This window comes from Kribbella sp. NBC_01510 (genome assembly GCF_045040325.1).
Taxonomy (GTDB): domain Bacteria; phylum Actinomycetota; class Actinomycetes; order Propionibacteriales; family Kribbellaceae; genus Kribbella.
Genome location: NZ_CP109418.1, coordinates 1,257,373 through 1,273,893 on the forward strand (window position 1 = coordinate 1,257,373; position 16,521 = coordinate 1,273,893).

The window sequence follows — 16,521 nt, forward strand, 5'->3', positions numbered from 1 at the left end:
ATGGCCGAGCTGCTGATCACGGGCGCCACCGTCATCGACGGCTCCGGCGCTCCCGGCGTCCGCGCCGACGTCGCGGTCGAGGCCGGCCGGATCGTGGCCATCGGCAACGACCTGGCGACGTCGGCGGCCCGGTCGATCGACGCCGCGGGACTGGTGCTGTCGCCCGGGTTCATCGACATGCACGCGCATTCCGACCTGCAGATCCTGGTGAATCCGGATCACACCGCGAAGGTCAGCCAGGGCGTCACCTTGGAGGTACTCGGCCAGGACGGCCTGTCGTTCGCGCCGATCGACGACCCGACCCGGTCCGCCGTACGTCGCCAGATCGCCGGCTGGAACGGTGAGCCGGACGACTTCGACTTCAGCTGGTCGACCGTCGCCGGATGCCTCGACCGGCTCGACCAGGGCATCGCCTGCAATGCGGCGTACCTGGTCCCGCAGGGAACGCTACGGATGATGGTCGTCGGCACCTCGAACCGGCCGGCTACCCGCGCCGAACTGGACGCGATGAAAGCCTTGCTGGCCGAAGGACTGCAGCAGGGCGCGGTCGGGATGAGCAGCGGCCTCACCTACACGCCCGGCATGTTCGCGACCACCGACGAGCTCGTCGAGCTCTGCGAGGTCGTCGCGCACTACGGCGGCTACTACGGGCCACACCAACGGTCGTACGGCAAGGGCGCACTCGACGCGTACGGCGAAATGGTCGAGGTCGCCCGGCGTTCCGGATGCGCGCTGCACCTGACGCACGCGGTGATGAACTTCGCGCCGAACGCCGGCCGCGGGGCCGACCTGGTCGCGATGATCGACAAGGCCCTCGCGGCCGGCATCGACGTCACCACCGACACCTATCCGTACTTGCCGGGGGCAACCACTCTGGCCGCGATCCTGCCGAGCTGGACCGCGGAGGGCGGTCCGGACGCCCAGCTCGCCCGGCTCCGGGATCCGGCCGCGCGGGACCGGATCGCCTACGAGCTCGAGCAGGTCGGCTCGGACGGCTGCCACGGCTGCGTGGTGGAGTGGGAGACCATCGAGATCGGCGGCGTCCGCAACCCGGCTCTGAACGACGCCGTCGGCAGCACGATCGCAGCGATCGCCGCCTCGACCGGCCGACCGCCTGCGGACGTGTTCTTCGACCTGCTGATCGCCGACGACCTGGCCACGTCGATCCTGCAGCACGTCGGCCACGAGGAGAACGTACGGGCGATCATGCGGCATCCCAGCCACACGGGCGGCTCGGACGCGATCCTCGTCGGCGGCAAACCACATCCGCGCTCGTGGGGGACGTTCCCGCGCTACCTGGCCCGCTACGTCCGCGAGCTCGGCGTGCTCGATCTGCCCGACTGCATCCACCACCTGACCGGCCGTCCGGCTCGTCGTCTCCGTCTCCCCGACCGCGGACTCGTCCGCGTCGGCTGCCGAGCCGATCTGGTCCTCTTCGATCCGGACACCGTCCAGGACACCGCCACGTTCGAGACCCCCCGCCAACAGGCCACCGGGATTCCGTACGTCTTCGTGAACGGCGTACCCGTCATCGACGACGGCCGGCGCACCGACGCGCTTCCGGGCCGCGCAGTCCGTCGTACCACCGTCGGAGAGGAAAGCTCATGACCACCACCCTGGACCTGCTCCGCGCGGACCGCGTGCTGACCGTCGTCCGGGCGCCGGAGATCTCCGACGCCCGGGACCTGTGCGCGGCGTTGGTTGCCGGTGGCATTCATGTCGTGGAGCTCACCTACACCACGCCCGACCTTCCCCGGCACCTCGAGCGCGCCGCTTCCACGGCCGCGGAGACCGGCGCGGTGGTCGGCGCCGGCACCGTCCAGACCGGGGCGCAGGCCAAGCAGGCGATCGACGCCGGCGCGCAGTTCCTCGTCACTCCCGGCCAGGGCCCGGACGCCGCCGCCATCGCCGAGACCGCCCGCAGCGCCGGCATCCCGGTCATCCTCGGCGCCTTCACGCCCTCCGAGGTGATGACGGCGCTCGCGCTCGGCTCCGACGCCGTGAAGATCTTCCCCGCCCACCAGCTGGGGCCGAAGTACTTCAAGGACCTCAACGGCCCTTTCCCCGGTGTGCCCCTGGTCCCCTCCGGCGGCATCAACGCGGGTAACGCGCGCGACTACCTCGCCGCCGGCGCCCTGGCGGTTTCCGCCGGCACCGACGTCGTCTCCCCCGCCGACGTCGCCGCAGCCAACTGGGAAACCATCACCGCCAAAGCCCAGACGTTCTGCGCTGCCCTCTAGCAAGTCGCTACTGCACGGTGATGCTGCCGTAGCTCGTCCGCAGGAAGAGGTGGTGGGTGGAGCCCGGGTCGTTGGGGAAGTCGAGCTGGTTGGAGCCTTGGGTCGCGACGGCATCGATCGCATAGGTCGCTGTCGGTGGGAGTTGAACGGTGAGGGAGCCATCGCTGGCCGTGGCAGTCACCTGGTCCGGCGGGCTGTCGAAGAACAGGTTGATCGAACCACGCCGGACGTCCACCGAGACCTGGGAAGTCCGCAACCGATTCATGTCGACCGATCCGTCGCTCACATCCACAGTGAGCGGCGAAGACACGCCGGCCACATCGAGCGACGCCCGCTCCACTTTCGCCTGGACCGCGGCCGCCGTCGGCACCTCCACCGTGAGGTCGACCGCGCAGTGTGGATCGGGACAACTCGTGTGCACGGTCAGGAATCCACCGATCGTCGTCACCTCGATCGCGGGCCGCGCGACCGCATACGACCCGTCCACGGTCACGTGCACCTCAGCATCCGCACTGGCCAGCAGTTGCGCCGGCACATCCGACACAACCTGCACCCCCTGCGACCCGGGGACGAACGAAGCCGAGTAGCTGTACGGCAACTTCCCCCGGATCAACGACACCGTCACCGCCGCCGCGGTAACGACAAGCACCAGCAACGGCACCAGCCCGATGATCAGCATCCTCCGCTGCGCGACCGTCATCACGACTCCAGGAACTTGAGTACGGCGAGCACCCGACGGTGCTCCCCGTCGGTCGGCGCAAGTCCGAGCTTCAGGAAGATGTTGCTGATGTGCTTCTCCACCGCTCCCTCGCCGACCACGAGAGCCTGCGCGATCCCGGCGTTCGACTTGCCCTCCGCCATCACCCGGAGAACGTCCTGTTCCCGCGGACTCAGCACGGCGAGCGGATCCACCCGGCGCGACCGCACCAGCAGCTGCGAGATCACCTCCGGGTCGAGCGCGGCCCCGCCATCGCCGACCCGGCGCAACCCGTCGATGAACTGATCCACGTCCGCGACCCGATCCTTGAGCAGATACCCGACCCCGCCGAGGTTGCCCCCGATCAACTCGCTGGCATATCGCTCCTCGACGTACTGCGAGAGCACCAGTACGCCGATCGCCGGGAACTGTTCGCGGATCACGAGTGCGGCGCGCAAACCCTCGTCGGTGAAGGTCGGTGGCATCCGCACGTCGACCACGCACACGTCCGGCCGATGCTCGTCGACCGCTTTCAGGAGCGCGTCTCCATCACCGACCGCGGCGACCACCGTGCAGTCCTGCTCCAAGAGCAACCGCACGATGCCCTCTCGCAAGAGCACCGAGTCCTCGGCGATCACCACCCGCATTCCTTCTGCCTCCTCAGTCACAGGGCACCTCGGCGATCAGCAGGGTCCCGAGACCCCGTGGACTGGCGAGGGTGAGGAGTCCATCGACACCCGAGATCCGGTCGGCCAATCCACGGATCCCGCCGCCGGCGGCCGCATTCGCACCACCCTGCCCGTCGTCACCCACCTCGATCTTGAGGAACCTGCCAACCCGTGTGATCGTGACCCACGCCTGGGCCGCGGCGGCGTGCTTGGCGACGTTGGTCAGCGCTTCGGTCACGACGAAGTACGCGATCGACTCGACCGTCAGCGACGGCCTGGGGTCCACGTCGACCGTCACCCGCACCGGTACCGGTGACCGAGCGGCGACCGCCGAGATCGCCGCGTCGAGACCGCGGTCCGACAGCACCGGCGGATGCAGGCCTCGCGTCAGATCGCGGATCTCCGCGATCGCCTGCATCGCCTCCGAATACGCCTCCTCGATCAGCGAGCGCACTGCGGGATCCTTCCCGCCCAGCCGGTTCTTCGCCCGGCCGAGGGTCATCGCCAGCGAGACCAGCCGTTGCTGGGCTCCGTCGTGCAGGTCGCGTTCCATCCGCCGCCGCTCGGCCTCGACCGAGTCGACGACCTGCTGGCGGCTCGTCACGAGCTGCGTCACGCGCTCCGCCAGCGCACCGGTCTCGGACCGGCCGAGCAACGTTCGCGCCAGCCGTCCGTCCAGCGCCGACGCCTGGCGCATCAACAACGGCGACACCACCAGCAGAAAGATCCCACCGATCACTGCCGCCACCGAGGCCTTCGTCATCGTGTCGATCACGAACGGCCCGAGCTGCGCCTGCGACGCGGCGAACTGCCAGTAGTACGCCGGCAATCCGATCAGCACCGGCGGCACCGACCAGGCGAAGAAGATCGCCCCGAGCCATATTATTGCCATCGGCAACAGCAGGACGTAGTACAGGAACTGCCGCCACAAACCCCGATCGGTCAGCGCCGCCCGGGCGTCGGCGATCCGCGACCCGGTCGGCGCCGGTGGCACCAGCGGCGGAACCTCTTGCCCCCGCGTGATCCGCGCCCGCGTCCGCTCCCACCCGGCCGCCGCGTACACGAGTCGATTCGCGCCGACGGTCAGCGGGATGCCGACGTACGCGAGTGGCCGCGCCAGGACGGCAACCGTCACCGCACCCAGCACCAGCAGACCGGACGTGAGCACGACGAACGCGTCGCCGAGCAGGTGGATCGTTGCCAACCACAAGTACGGCGACCGCCACAGCCGCCACGGCGCCCGGGGGACCGGACTCGCGATCTCCGTCACCCGATCACCTCCCTGTGTCAGCGCGCTGCTCGCACGACACAACCTACGTCGCCGACGCGGCGGCCCATATGAGGACATCCACCGATCTCGCCGGGGGTTAACCCCACCCCGGTTCGTGGGCTGACCGGACTGCGCCGGAAGTCCGCGGCCGGAATGCTCGAAGACATGACGACGACAGTTGCGGACACGGTGGAGGGCAGGCTCGGGGACGCGATCGACGACCGCGTGGCCGACGCGCTGGAGGACTACATCGCCGAAGGGCGGCTGGACGGGAGGATCCGTCCACTCCGCTCCCCCGGCGGCCTGGCCACCGCTGTCGCCGCCGGGGTCGCGGCCGTGCTGCTCCCGTGGTGCCTGATCCTCGCCGCCACGCTGCCGAGCACCTACCAGGCCGACCACTGGAAGATCACCTGGATCGGCCTCGACTGCGGGACCGCGATCGCTGCCGGACTGACGGCGTACCTGCTGCACACTCGCAGCAGCTACGCCGCCCTGACCGCTATGGCTGCTGGAACGCTGCTGATCGCCGACGCCTGGTTCGACGTCAGCACAGCGGGAGGCTTCGACCGCAGCCTCTCCGTGGCCGAGGCCTTCTTGCTGGAGCTCCCACTCGCCCTCTGCGCGTTCCTCGTCGCCGCTCGCGAGCTACGGAAGCGCTAACCGATCAGCTCCAGCACCGGCCCCTCGTGCAGTGCCTGGTAGACCTTGTCCCGCAGGGCATTGGCCTCGGAGTCGGTAAGCGTGCGGTCCACCGGCCTGAGGATCAATCTGACCAGAAGGTTCCGCTGGCCCGGGGTCAGTTGGAGACGCTCACGGGCAGCCGCCGGCAGGTCGTCGTACGACGTCTCGCCCAGCACCTCCAGCGACTCCGCGGCATCGGCGTCCACTCCGAGCGCGTCGCGCACCTTGTCACCGAGCACCTCCGCCGACACGTCGGTCGACGCGCCGACTACGACGGACAGGTCGCGGCGGACCGGCGGCATCGACGAGACCGGCTTGTACGGCGCCAGGTCTCGCATCTGACCCGCCACGCGCGGATCCGTTGACCTGAGCAACCGGATGTCCCGGATCCCCTTGCGGAGCATCAGAAGCCGGTCGAGGCCTGGTCCCATGGCCAGTCCGGTCCAGCTGTCGTCCAGACCGGCCCGCCGAAGCACATGCGGCGCGGCGACACCGCACTCACCGATCTCGATCCACTGATCGTCCAGCAGTACGTCGATCTGCCGGCCATGGATCGTGTACGGGTGCACCGCCGGGACCGTCCGGTAGGTCTGACCGGGCAGGACCGTGTCGACCAGGCGGGCGATCATGTCCTCCAGTTCGGGCTCTCCGAGCGTGACGTTGCGACTGATCCGCCACAGGTCGAGCTGATGCGGCGTACCGGTGTGCTGCCAGTCCACTGAGTCGCGGCGGTAGCAGATGCCCGCACAGATCATCAGTACGTCGGACGAGTCGGACTTCGCGAGGTCCCGCAGAGCCGGCGGGATCATCGCCGACGTGTGACTTCGCAGTACTTCGGTCTCCGACGCGTAGCGGGTGTAGCGGGCTTCCCGAGTCACCGCGTCACCGGCGTACCCGAGGTTGTCGTAGTTGTCGGCCAGCGTGACCACGGGATGGTCGCGGCGGGTCCAGATCTCGGTATAGGGCCAGGCCGTGCTGAGCGCCGTACGCAAGGAGTCGACGATCAGCTGGATCGCATGGGGTCCCTGAGCCGGGTCCGCGAGGTCGCGCAGGGCCAGGGCAGCGTGCAGTTCTTCAGAAGTGAGGACAGACATGAGTTTCTCTCCGAAATGACGGTCTCGACGGGGGAGACACCCCGGTCGGCCGCGGTCACCTCAGGAGAGAGCGCAACAGCAGCTCACCCCGTCGGCACCGTCGTGCCGGCCGGGGCGAAGAAATCGCCGCCCGTACTGCGTCATGCCCACCACTGTACCTGTTGCCTCAACACCTCCGCCCCGGATTTCTCCCGGAACCGGACCGGCATTCTCCGCGCATTCTTCCGGAAACTCACCCCCAGGCAGGCGAAACCGGTGCAACGATGGGGCGCATGCGATGGATCGACACTCTCGAAGCCGCGGCCGCGGAGAAGCTGCCCGAGGCCGTGCATCGGTACTTCCGGCAGGGTTCGGCCGGCGGGGTCAGCGTCGGCGAGGCGACCGCGGCCTGGTCGGCGTACCGCTTCCGTCCCCGCGTGCTGAACGACGTCTCCAGGGTCAACCTGCGCACGACCGTGCTCGGCACCCCCGTCGACGCCCCGATCCTGGTCGCGCCGTCGACCCTGCATCGGATGGCCGATCCCGACGGCGAGGTCGCGACGGCGAGAGGCGTAGGTGCGGCCGGGTCGGTGCTCGGCGTCTCCAGCAACGCGGGGACCACGTTCGCCGATTTCGGCGCGACCGGAGTGCCGTGGTGGATGCAGGTCTACATCGTGCGCAATCGCGAGATCACCGTGCGCATGCTCGACGCCGCGGTCGCGGGCGGCGCACGAGCGATCGTGCTCACCGTCGACACCCCGGTAGTCGGCCGGAAGGAGGACGAGGGTGAGACAGTCTGGGATCTCGTCCAGCCTGGGCAACTGCTGGCCAACCTGCCTGAGGGTGAATGGACCGACGACGATCTGGAGAAGGCTGACGACCTGAGCCCGGATGCCATCGGCTGGCTCGCCGATCGCACCGGCCTTCCGGTGGTGGTGAAGGGCGTCCTGCGCGGCGACGACGCCAAGCGGTGCGCGGACGCGGGTGCCGCCGGTGTCATCGTGTCGAACCACGGCGGCCGTCAGCTCGACGGCTCCATCCCCACCGCCCAGGCTCTGCCCGAGGTGGCCGAAGCCCTGGCCGGCACGGGCACCGAGATCTACGTCGACGGCGGCATCCGCCGGGGCGAGCACATCCTCACCGCTCTGGCCCTGGGCGCCCGCGCCGTCTTCGTCGGCCGTCCCGCCCTCTGGGCCCTGTCCGTCGGCTCCGCCGCTGGGGTCACCCGCCTCCTCACGGACCTCGCCACCGAGCTGGATCACACCCTCCGCCTAGCCGGCCACCCCACGCCGGCCTCCTTGACCCCAGACCTCATTACGACCCGCTTCACCAACTGATCGGAACCGTCTGATGAGCGTATCCAGCGGTGTGGAAGGTTTGCGGATCGTCAGTCTGAACGCGTTCCTGCCCGGACTCCGGCTGGTGCACGACTTCGCGGCGCGAAACGGGCATGAGGTCGTGCTGGTGGTGACGTTGCCCGAGACCGGGCGGTACGGCGCTGCCGTGCAGCCGATGGTGGCGGGGCTGCCGGAGGACACGAACGTGCTGATCACCCGGAAGCTACGGACGGTGGCCGCGCCGGTGATCGACGCGCTGCGGCCGGATGTGGTCATCTCGGCGGCGTTTCCCCGGCTGATTCCGGCCGAGATCCTGGAGATCCCGAAGTACGGCGCGATCAACTGTCACCCGTCACCCCTGCCGGCCGGGCGGGGACCGACGCCGCAGCGGTTGATCTATGAGGGCGACGAGCGGATCGGGGCGACGGTGCATCGGACGGCGGCCGAGTTCGACACGGGCGCGATCCTCGCCCAGCGGATCGCGCCGCTCCCGGACGACCTCAACGGCACTGGGATCATGCAGGTCTGGGGCGAGCTGCTCAGCCAGTGCCTGGACGAGGCTGTGCCCCGCCTGGTCGCCGGCGATCCCGGCGTACCGCAAGATCCCGCCGCGGCGAGCGAGGCTCCGCTCTTCACCGAAGAGGAGCTGCTCCTCGACCTGACCGAGCCGTCGGCCGTCGTGCGACGCAAGGCCGCCGCGCTCAACGTGACGTCGCCCCGGGCCCAGGTCCACCTCGCCGGTACGACGTACGTCGTCACCCGGACCGACGTCGTACCGGCCGGGTCGGTCAGCACGGCCGAGCCAGGCGCCGTCCTCGCAGAACACGACGACGGCTGGACCGTCCAGACCGCCGACCTACCCCTCCGCCTCACTCAGGCGCCCGGACCTGACAAACAGAAGGACCCCGGGTAGTCCCGGGGTCCTTCTGGTGCTGGGTTCGAGGTCAGGCCTCGGCCGGCTCCTCGGTGAGGTTGCGGGTCAGGTTGGGGTCAACCTGGACGCCCGGTCCCATCGTGGTCGAGAAGACCGTCTTCTTGATGTAGCGGCCCTTGGAGCTGGCCGGCTTGAGCCGGAGGATCTCCTCGAGCGCGGCGCTGTAGTTCTCCACCAGCTGGGACTCGTCGAACGAGACCTTGCCGATGATGAAGTGCAGGTTCGCGTGCCGGTCGACCCGGAACTCGATCTTGCCGCCCTTGATGTCGTTCACGGCCTTCACCACGTCCGGGGTGACCGTGCCGGTCTTCGGGTTCGGCATCAGACCACGCGGGCCGAGGACCCGGCCGAGACGGCCGACCTTGCCCATCAGGTCGGGGGTCGCGACGACGGCGTCGAAGTCGAGCCAGCCGTCAGTCACCTTCTTGATCATGTCGTCGTCGCCGACGAAGTCGGCGCCGGCGGCCTTCGCGGCCTCGGCCTTGTCACCGGTGGCGAAGACGAGGACCCGTGCCGTCTTGCCAGTACCGTGCGGAAGGTTGACGGTGCCGCGCACCATCTGGTCGGCCTTGCGGGGGTCGACCCCGAGGCGCATCGCGACGTCGATGGTGGAGTTGAACTTCTTGCCCGTCGCGCCCTGCTTGGCGAACTTGATCGCCTCGAGCGGGGTGTACAGGTGGTCGAAGTCGATCTGTTCCGCGATCGAGCGGTAAGCCTTACTGCGCTGTGCCATGTCTGTTCCTCTCTGGGGTGTGGTCGATAGGGCGGCGCTTCGCCCTGCCACAACTGCTTCGATTACTACTCATTCCAACGCGCCACACGTACGACGGATTCCGCCGTACGCGGGCTGGAGGTACTACTTGTCGACGACGACGCCCATCGAGCGGGCGGTGCCCTCGATGATCTTCATCGCGGCGTCGATGTCGCGGGCGTTCAGGTCCGGCATCTTGGTGGTGGCGATCTCGCGGACCTGGTCCTTGGTGATCTTGCCGACCTTGTCCTTCTGCGGGACGGCCGAGCCCTTCTGCAGACCGGCGGCCTTCTTGATCATCTCCGGCGCCGGCGGCGTCTTGGTGACGAAGGTGAAGGAGCGGTCTTCGTAGATGGTGATCTCGACCGGCACGACGTTGCCACGCATGGATTCGGTCTGCGCGTTGTACGCCTTGCAGAACTCCATGATGTTGACGCCGTGCGGACCGAGCGCGGTACCGACCGGCGGGGCGGGCGTCGCGGCACCGGCCTGGAGCTGCACCTTGACCAGGGCAGCGATCTTCTTCTTGGGAGGCATTCTGTCGGGTCCTTAGACTTTCTGGATCTGGTTGAAGCTGAGTTCCACCGGGGTCTCCCGGCCGAAGATCTCCACCAGGGCCTTGATCCGCTGGGCCTCGGCATTGATCTCCGTGACTGTGGCGTGCAGGGTCGCGAACGGCCCGTCGACCACCATGACCGAGTCGCCCACACCGAAGTCGGCGACCTCGACCTTCTTCTTGGCCGCGGTCTTGGCGGGTGCGGCGCCGGCTTCGGCAGCCGCCTGCTCCGCCGCCGCCACGACGGCCGGAGCGAGCATCTTCTCCACCTCTTCGAGGCTGAGCGGAACCGGCTTCTGGCTGTTCCCGACGAAGCCGGTCACCGACGGCGTGTGCCGCACGGTCGACCAGGACTCGTCGGTCAGGTCCATCCGGACCAGCACGTAGCCGGGGAGCACGGTGCGCTTGACCATCCGGCGCTGCCCGTTCTTGATCTCGGCGACCTCTTCGGTCGGCACGATGATCTCGAAGATGTAGTCCTCCATGTTCAGGGAGTTGATCCGGTTCTCCAGGTTGCCCTTGACCCGGTTCTCCATCCCTGAGTACGTGTGCACCACGTACCAGTCGCCGATCTGCGAGCGCAGCCGGCCGCGCAGCTCCTCGAGCGGGTCGCCCGGCTCTTCCGGCTCGGCGTCCTCGTCGGCAGCGGTCTCGTCGGCAGCGTCATCGTCGGCCTCGGCCGCGGCGGCCGCCACGGCGAGCGCTTCCACATCCGCGTCGTCGTCGGCTTCGTCCGCGTCCGGCGTCGTACCGGCGTCGTCGCTGGAGAAGACCAGCTCGTCGGCGGCGGCGGGCACCTCTTCGGTGCTCTCCGGCGCGGTCTCGGCGGTCTCTTCGGCCAGTTCCTCGGCCGCGTCCTCGACGTCGCCCTCGGTCACCACTTCGGCGTCCTCGGCGTCGTCGGCGGCGGCGACCACCACGACCGGCTCGTCCTCGGAGTCGTCCTTGTCCGCCGGGGGCTCTTCGGCCTCGTCATCGGCGGCGTACTCCTCGACGTCCTCGTCCTCCACCTCGACGTCGGCCTCGTCGTCATCGTCGTCGAGGTTCGCGAACAGGTCGTCGTCGTCCTCGTCGTCGGTGTCGTCCAGGTCGAGATCGAGGTCCAGGTCGATTTCGTCGTCGGAGTCAGCGGATACGTCGAACTCGTCCTCATGGTCGAGGATCTCGTCGTCGCGCTCGGACACGTTGTACTCCGTCATCTCTGCATCGGGTCTTGTCTGGCTTCGGGTCGGGCCGGGGCCCGGGACCTAGGGCGTTCGTGGGCTCGGCGGCCTCAGCCGAAGATCTTGAACATCGCCCAGCCGAAGGCGAGGTCGAGAACCGAGACGATCGCGATGACGAACACCACGAAGGTCAGGACGACCACGAAGTAGGTGGACAGCTGCTTGCGAGTCGGCCAGACGACCTTGCGGAGCTCGGCGACCACCTGGCGGTAGAAGCGGAGCAGGCCCCTGCCCTGCTTGCCTTCCGCAGGCTTGCCGGCGCCGGACGGTGCCGGGGTGCGCGTCTCCGTCACGACCTGACCTCTTTCGCTAGCGGCGGCCTGACCGGCCCTGCGCCGGTCAGGATTTGCAGGGCACGAGGGACTTGAACCCCCAACCTTCGGTTTTGGAGACCGATGCTCTGCCAGTTGAGCTAGTGCCCTCTGCAATCCCTCCGGACGCCGCGCGGGACCTGATCTCGGGCATGCCGGATCAGGGCCACCAACGCCCGGACTAGAAGAGTGTACGGGGTCCGAGCCACCTGGTCGAACTGAGGCTCCACCCGAACGACCCCCCACCGGGCGCCGTACCGCGACCAGAACCATACAGCCTCCACTCGGTCCCAACGGACCACACCCCCTGCGTGTTCCCGGGACCACAGTCCCTCCGGTAAGACGTACGCCGGACCGCCAGGCCATCTCAATTCGCCCCCTCGCCGACGCTCCCGCCTGGAGCCGGCCGGATCGCGCGATTGCGATGGCCTGGCGGTCCGGCCCCGCGGAGGCGCCGCCGTGAGGCAGTGCCAGGATGGGCACATGGGTTCCAGGATCTCGGCGCGGATCGGCGCCATCAGTGAATCGGCGACGCTGGCGGTCGACGCCAAGGCGAAGGCGCTCAAGGCGGCCGGTCGCCCGGTGATCGGGTTCGGGGCCGGCGAGCCGGACTTCCCGACGCCGGACTACATCGTCGAGGCGGCCGTGGCGGCGGCCCGGGATCCGAAGAACCACCGCTACAGCCCGGCCGGTGGCCTGCCGGAGCTCAAGCAAGCGATCGTCGAGAAGACCAAGCGCGACTCCGGCTACGAGATCGAGGCCGCCCAGGTCCTGGTCACGAACGGCGGCAAGCACGCGGTCTACAACACGTTCGCGACCCTGCTCGACCCCGGCGACGAGGTGCTGCTGCCGGCGCCGTACTGGACGACGTACCCGGAGACCATCCGGCTGGCCGGCGGGGTTCCGGTCGAGGTGCTCGCCGACGAGTCGCAGAACTACTGCGTCACGGTCGAGCAACTGGAGGCGGCCCGGACCGAGAAGACCAAGGCCCTGCTGGTCTGCTCGCCGTCCAACCCGACCGGCGCGGTCGACAGCCCGGAGGCGATCGAGGCGATCGGCCGCTGGGCGCTCGAGCACGACCTCTGGGTGATCACCGACGAGATCTACGAGCACCTGACGTACGGCGGCGCGACGTCGACCTCGATCCCGGTCGCGGTGCCGGAGCTGGCCGACAAGACCGTCGTACTGAACGGTGTCGCCAAGACGTACGCGATGACCGGCTGGCGGGTCGGCTGGATGATCGCCCCGTTGGACGTGATCAAGGCCGCGACGAACCTGCAGTCGCACCAGACCTCGAACGTCTGCAACGTCGCCCAGCGGGCCGCGATCGCCGCGGTCTCCGGCGACCTGTCGGCGGTCGAGGAGATGAAGAAGGCCTTCGACCGGCGGCGGCAGACCATGGTCACGCTGCTGAACGAGATCCCGGGCGTCGAGTGCCCCGAGCCGACCGGCGCGTTCTACGCCTACCCGTCGGTCAAGGGCGTCCTCGGCAAGGAGATCAACGGACGGACGCCGTCGACCTCGGCGGAGCTGGCCGAGATCATCCTGGACGAGGCCGAGGTCGCGGTGGTCCCCGGCGAGGCGTTCGGCGCGCCCGGCTACCTTCGCCTGTCCTACGCGCTCGGCGACGCCGACCTGGCCGAGGGTGTCGGCCGGATCGCCAAGCTGCTGAGCTGACCCGGATTTCTCCGGGACGGTACGGGATCGGTAACCTTCGGTAATGACGCAGCGGGATCTGCGGGTGCTGCCGAAGACACACCTGCATCTGCACTTCTCCGGGTCGATGCGGCACCTGACCCTGGTCGAGCTGGCGGACAAGCACGGAGTCCGGCTGCCTGACGCGCTGCGCACCGACTGGCCGCCGGAGCTGTCGGCCGCCGACGAGCGCGGTTGGTTCCGGTTCCAGCGGTTGTACGACATCGCGCGCTCGGTGCTCCGCACGGAGGACGACGTACGGCGCCTGGTCCGCGAAGCGGCCGAGGACGACCGGGCCGACGGCTCCCGCTGGCTGGAGATCCAGGTCGACCCGTCCGGGTATGCGAACCGCTTCCACGGGATCACGCCGTTCACCGACCTCGTGCTGGACGCCGCCCGGGAGGCATCCGCCTCGACGGGCATCGCCGTACAGGTGATCATCGCGGCCAACCGCACCCGGCACCCCCTCGACGCCCGGACGCTGGCGCGGCTCGCGGCGCAGTACGTCGGCCGTGGTGTGGTCGGGTTCGGTCTGTCGAACGACGAGCGCCGCGGGACGACCTCCGAGTTCGCCCCGGCCTTCCGGATCGCCCGGAATGCCGGACTGCTCGCCGCACCGCACGGTGGTGAGCTGTGTGGGCCGGCCACGGTCCGCACCTGCCTGGACGAGCTGGGAGCCGGCCGCATCGGCCACGGCGTCCGCTCGATCGAGGACCGCGACCTGCTGAAGCGAGTCGTCGACGCCCAGGTCGCCCTGGAAGTCTGCCCGGCCTCCAACGTCTCGCTCGGCGTCTACCACCGCGCGGAGGACGTCCCGCTCCGCCAGCTCTACGAGGCCGGCGCCCGCATCGCCCTGGGCGCCGACGACCCCCTGCTCTTCGGCTCCCGCCTCGCCGAGCAGTACGAAACCGCCCGCACAGTCCACAACTTCACCGACCAAGAGCTCGCCGACCTCGCCCGCGGCTCGGTCCTGGCCTCCACTGCCCCGCCCGAAGTCCAGAAGTCCCTCCTGACCGAGATCGACCACTGGCTCGGTGCCCCTGCCGCAGTTCCGGCGTACTAGGTGCACTTCGAAGCCGTCTACCTGGCCCGCCACGGCCAGACGGAGTGGAACGTCGCAGGGCGCCGCCAGGGCCGCCTTGACTCACCACTGACGTCTCACGGCCTGCGCCAAGCCCACCGCAACGCAGACCTGCTCAGCGGTCACCAGATCGACGCAATCATCACCAGTCCACTCGGCCGTGCCCGCCGTACGGCGGAGATCGTCGGGGAGACGCTCGGTCTGCCGATCCAGGTGCTCGACGAGCTGGCCGAGATCGCACACGGTGCCTGGTCCGGGCTTACCTCCGCCGAGATCGACGCAGGCTGGCCCGGTCAGCGGGCAGCCCGGGAGCAGGACAAGTACGCCTTCCGCTTTCCCGACGGCGAAAGTTACGCGGACGCCGACGTCCGGGCCGGGCGGGCGCTGGCGGAGGTGGCTCGAAGCGGCGCGCGACGGCCGCTGCTGGTCTCGCACGAGATGATCGGACGGATGCTGTTGAGGCAACTGGGCGTAGCGGACTCGTTGCAGCTCCGGCAGTCGTCCGATCTGATCTACCGGGTGCGCTCCGACGGCGAACTCGATGCGCTGACCGCGGCAGAATAAGTGCCGGCTCGGTTCCGAGGCAGGGCATTGTCCGGGCACCGGAGCGCGCCGTAGTTTTCAGGCATGACGCCGACCAAGATCCTGCTGCCAGAGGACGAACTGCCGACCCGTTGGTACAACGTGCTGCACGATCTGCCGACGCCTCCGCCGCCGGTGCTGCATCCGGGGACGGGGCAACCGATCGGTCCGGAGGATCTGGCTCCGCTGTTCCCAATGGATCTGATCCTGCAGGAGGTCTCGCAGGAGCAATACATCGACATCCCGGGCGACGTGCTCGACGTGTACCGGCTGTGGCGGCCCAGTCCGCTCTACCGGGCGCACCGACTGGAGAAGGCACTCGATACGCCGGCGCGGATCTACTACAAGTACGAAGGCGTCTCGCCCGCGGGCTCGCACAAGCCGAACACCGCCGTACCGCAGGCCTACTACAACGCGAAGTCCGGTGTCCGGAAGCTCACCACCGAGACCGGCGCCGGGCAGTGGGGGACCGCACTGGCGTTCGCCTGCGCGCAGTACGGGCTGGAGTGCGAGGTGTGGCAGGTGCGAGCGTCGTACGACCAGAAGCCGTACCGCCGGACGATGATGCAGGTCTTCGGCGCGACCGTGCACCCGAGCCCATCGGACCTGACCGAGGCCGGACGGAAGATCCTGGCCGGGGACCCGGACTCCCCCGGCTCACTGGGGATCGCGATCAGCGAGGCGGTCGAGGCCGCCGTCCAGGATCCCGAGGTGCACTACGCGCTCGGCTCGGTGCTCAACCACGTGCTGCTGCACCAGACGATCATCGGTGAGGAAGCGCTGATCCAGCTCGCCATGGTCGGCGAGACGCCGGACCTGCTGGTCGGCTGCACCGGCGGCGGGTCGAACTTCGGCGGTCTCGCGTTCCCGTTCCTGCGGGAGCGGTGGGCGGGCCGGATGTCCCCGGTCATCCGGGCGGTCGAGCCGGCCGCGTGCCCATCACTGACCCAGGGGACGTACGCATACGACTTCGGCGACACGATCGGGATGACGCCGCTGATGAAGATGCACACCCTCGGCCACGACTTCGTTCCCGACCCGATCCACGCCGGCGGCCTGCGCTACCACGGCATGAGCCCGCTGATCAGCCACCTCTACGAGACCGGTGAGATCGAGGCGATCGCCAAGCCACAGTCCGAGTGCTTCGCGGCCGGCGTGCAGTTCGCCCGCACCGAGGGCATCGTCCCGGCGCCCGAGCCGACGCACGCCCTCGCCGCCGCGATCGAGGAAGCCCAACGCTGCAAGGAGTCCGGCGAGGAGAAGGTCATTCTCACCGCCCTCTGCGGCCACGGCCACCTGGACCTGGCCGCATACGACGCCTACCTCACCGGTGCGATGACCGACCGCTCCTGGGACGACGCCGACATCCAGTCCTCCGTAGCCCAGGCCCTGTCCCGCCTCCCCGTCCTCAGTTAGAAGGGG

Annotated in this window: 17 protein-coding genes and 1 tRNA gene; 9 read left to right on the forward strand and 9 right to left on the reverse strand. The window is 69.0% G+C overall.

Annotation, left to right across the window (positions count from 1 at the left end):
* Together OG558_RS06155 and OG558_RS06160 are read left to right on the forward strand one after the other, a co-directional pair.
* Complete coding sequence (locus OG558_RS06155) at positions 1–1,608, forward strand: amidohydrolase family protein (RefSeq protein ID WP_405069329.1); 1,608 nt, start codon at positions 1–3, stop codon at positions 1,606–1,608.
* Complete coding sequence (locus OG558_RS06160) at positions 1,605–2,240, forward strand: bifunctional 4-hydroxy-2-oxoglutarate aldolase/2-dehydro-3-deoxy-phosphogluconate aldolase (protein WP_405069330.1); 636 nt, start codon at positions 1,605–1,607, stop codon at positions 2,238–2,240. The genes OG558_RS06155 and OG558_RS06160 overlap by 4 nt, the downstream gene beginning before the upstream one ends.
* Positions 2,241–2,247: 7 nt before the next feature.
* On the opposite strand, the gene OG558_RS06165 is transcribed toward OG558_RS06160, so the two are convergent.
* Genes OG558_RS06165 through OG558_RS06175 form a run of 3 tightly spaced genes read right to left on the reverse strand, consistent with a single transcriptional unit; the run spans position 2,248 to position 4,875 of the window.
* Entirely contained in the window at positions 2,248–2,940 is a 693-nt protein-coding gene (locus tag OG558_RS06165) for a DUF4097 family beta strand repeat-containing protein (RefSeq protein WP_405069331.1), read from the reverse strand.
* Complete coding sequence (locus tag OG558_RS06170; protein WP_405072115.1) at positions 2,940–3,584, reverse strand: response regulator; 645 nt, start codon at positions 3,582–3,584, stop codon at positions 2,940–2,942. The genes OG558_RS06165 and OG558_RS06170 overlap by 1 nt, the downstream gene beginning before the upstream one ends.
* A 13-nt stretch (positions 3,585–3,597) precedes the next feature.
* Entirely contained in the window at positions 3,598–4,875 is a 1,278-nt protein-coding gene (locus OG558_RS06175) for a sensor histidine kinase (protein ID WP_405069332.1), read from the reverse strand.
* 165 nt (positions 4,876–5,040) lie between these two features.
* On the opposite strand from OG558_RS06175, the gene OG558_RS06180 reads away from it, so the two are divergent.
* Positions 5,041–5,535, forward strand: coding sequence for a hypothetical protein (locus OG558_RS06180; protein WP_405069333.1), 495 nt, complete (start codon positions 5,041–5,043; stop codon positions 5,533–5,535).
* On the opposite strand, the gene OG558_RS06185 is transcribed toward OG558_RS06180, so the two are convergent.
* A complete protein-coding gene (locus OG558_RS06185) occupies positions 5,532–6,650 on the reverse strand; it encodes a hypothetical protein (RefSeq protein WP_405069334.1) in 1,119 nt (372 codons plus the stop codon). The two genes, OG558_RS06180 and OG558_RS06185, sit on opposite strands and share 4 nt — an antisense overlap.
* 272 nt (positions 6,651–6,922) lie before the next feature.
* On the opposite strand from OG558_RS06185, the gene OG558_RS06190 reads away from it, so the two are divergent.
* Together OG558_RS06190 and OG558_RS06195 are read left to right on the forward strand one after the other, a co-directional pair.
* Entirely contained in the window at positions 6,923–7,966 is a 1,044-nt protein-coding gene (locus OG558_RS06190) for an alpha-hydroxy acid oxidase (protein WP_405069335.1), read from the forward strand.
* A gap of 13 nt (positions 7,967–7,979) precedes the next feature.
* Positions 7,980–8,879: a methionyl-tRNA formyltransferase gene (locus OG558_RS06195; protein WP_405069336.1), complete on the forward strand. Its 900-nt coding sequence runs from the start codon at positions 7,980–7,982 to the stop codon at positions 8,877–8,879.
* A gap of 31 nt (positions 8,880–8,910) precedes the next feature.
* On the opposite strand, the gene rplA is transcribed toward OG558_RS06195, so the two are convergent.
* The 5 genes from rplA to OG558_RS06220 all read right to left on the reverse strand — a co-directional run bounded on the left by rplA (position 8,911) and on the right by OG558_RS06220 (position 11,852).
* Positions 8,911–9,633 (reverse strand): 50S ribosomal protein L1, encoded by a 723-nt coding sequence (gene rplA, locus OG558_RS06200; RefSeq protein WP_405069337.1) that lies wholly within the window; start codon positions 9,631–9,633, stop codon positions 8,911–8,913.
* Positions 9,634–9,756: 123 nt separating this feature from the next.
* Positions 9,757–10,188 (reverse strand): 50S ribosomal protein L11, encoded by a 432-nt coding sequence (gene rplK, locus OG558_RS06205; protein WP_328526079.1) that lies wholly within the window; start codon positions 10,186–10,188, stop codon positions 9,757–9,759.
* Between the two features lie 12 nt (positions 10,189–10,200).
* Entirely contained in the window at positions 10,201–11,127 is a 927-nt protein-coding gene (nusG, locus tag OG558_RS06210) for a transcription termination/antitermination protein NusG (RefSeq protein WP_405072117.1), read from the reverse strand.
* 353 nt (positions 11,128–11,480) lie between these two features.
* Positions 11,481–11,723 carry a preprotein translocase subunit SecE gene (gene secE / locus OG558_RS06215; protein WP_130384685.1) on the reverse strand — a complete coding sequence of 81 codons (243 nt, stop codon included), beginning with the start codon at positions 11,721–11,723 and terminating at the stop codon, positions 11,481–11,483.
* Positions 11,724–11,779: 56 nt separating this feature from the next.
* A tRNA-Trp gene (locus OG558_RS06220) sits at positions 11,780–11,852 on the reverse strand.
* A gap of 372 nt (positions 11,853–12,224) precedes the next feature.
* Between OG558_RS06220 and OG558_RS06225 the strand changes: the two genes are divergently transcribed.
* From OG558_RS06225 to OG558_RS06240, 4 genes are all read left to right on the forward strand, one after another.
* A complete protein-coding gene (locus OG558_RS06225; protein ID WP_405069338.1) occupies positions 12,225–13,418 on the forward strand; it encodes a pyridoxal phosphate-dependent aminotransferase in 1,194 nt (397 codons plus the stop codon).
* Between the two features lie 43 nt (positions 13,419–13,461).
* Positions 13,462–14,499 carry an adenosine deaminase gene (locus OG558_RS06230; protein WP_405069339.1) on the forward strand — a complete coding sequence of 346 codons (1,038 nt, stop codon included), beginning with the start codon at positions 13,462–13,464 and terminating at the stop codon, positions 14,497–14,499.
* On the forward strand, positions 14,500–15,081 hold the full coding sequence (locus OG558_RS06235) for a histidine phosphatase family protein (RefSeq protein ID WP_405069340.1): 582 nt from the start codon (positions 14,500–14,502) through the stop codon (positions 15,079–15,081).
* Positions 15,082–15,144: 63 nt separating this feature from the next.
* Positions 15,145–16,515: a TrpB-like pyridoxal phosphate-dependent enzyme gene (locus OG558_RS06240; protein WP_405069341.1), complete on the forward strand. Its 1,371-nt coding sequence runs from the start codon at positions 15,145–15,147 to the stop codon at positions 16,513–16,515.
* Positions 16,516–16,521: the final 6 nt, after the last annotated feature.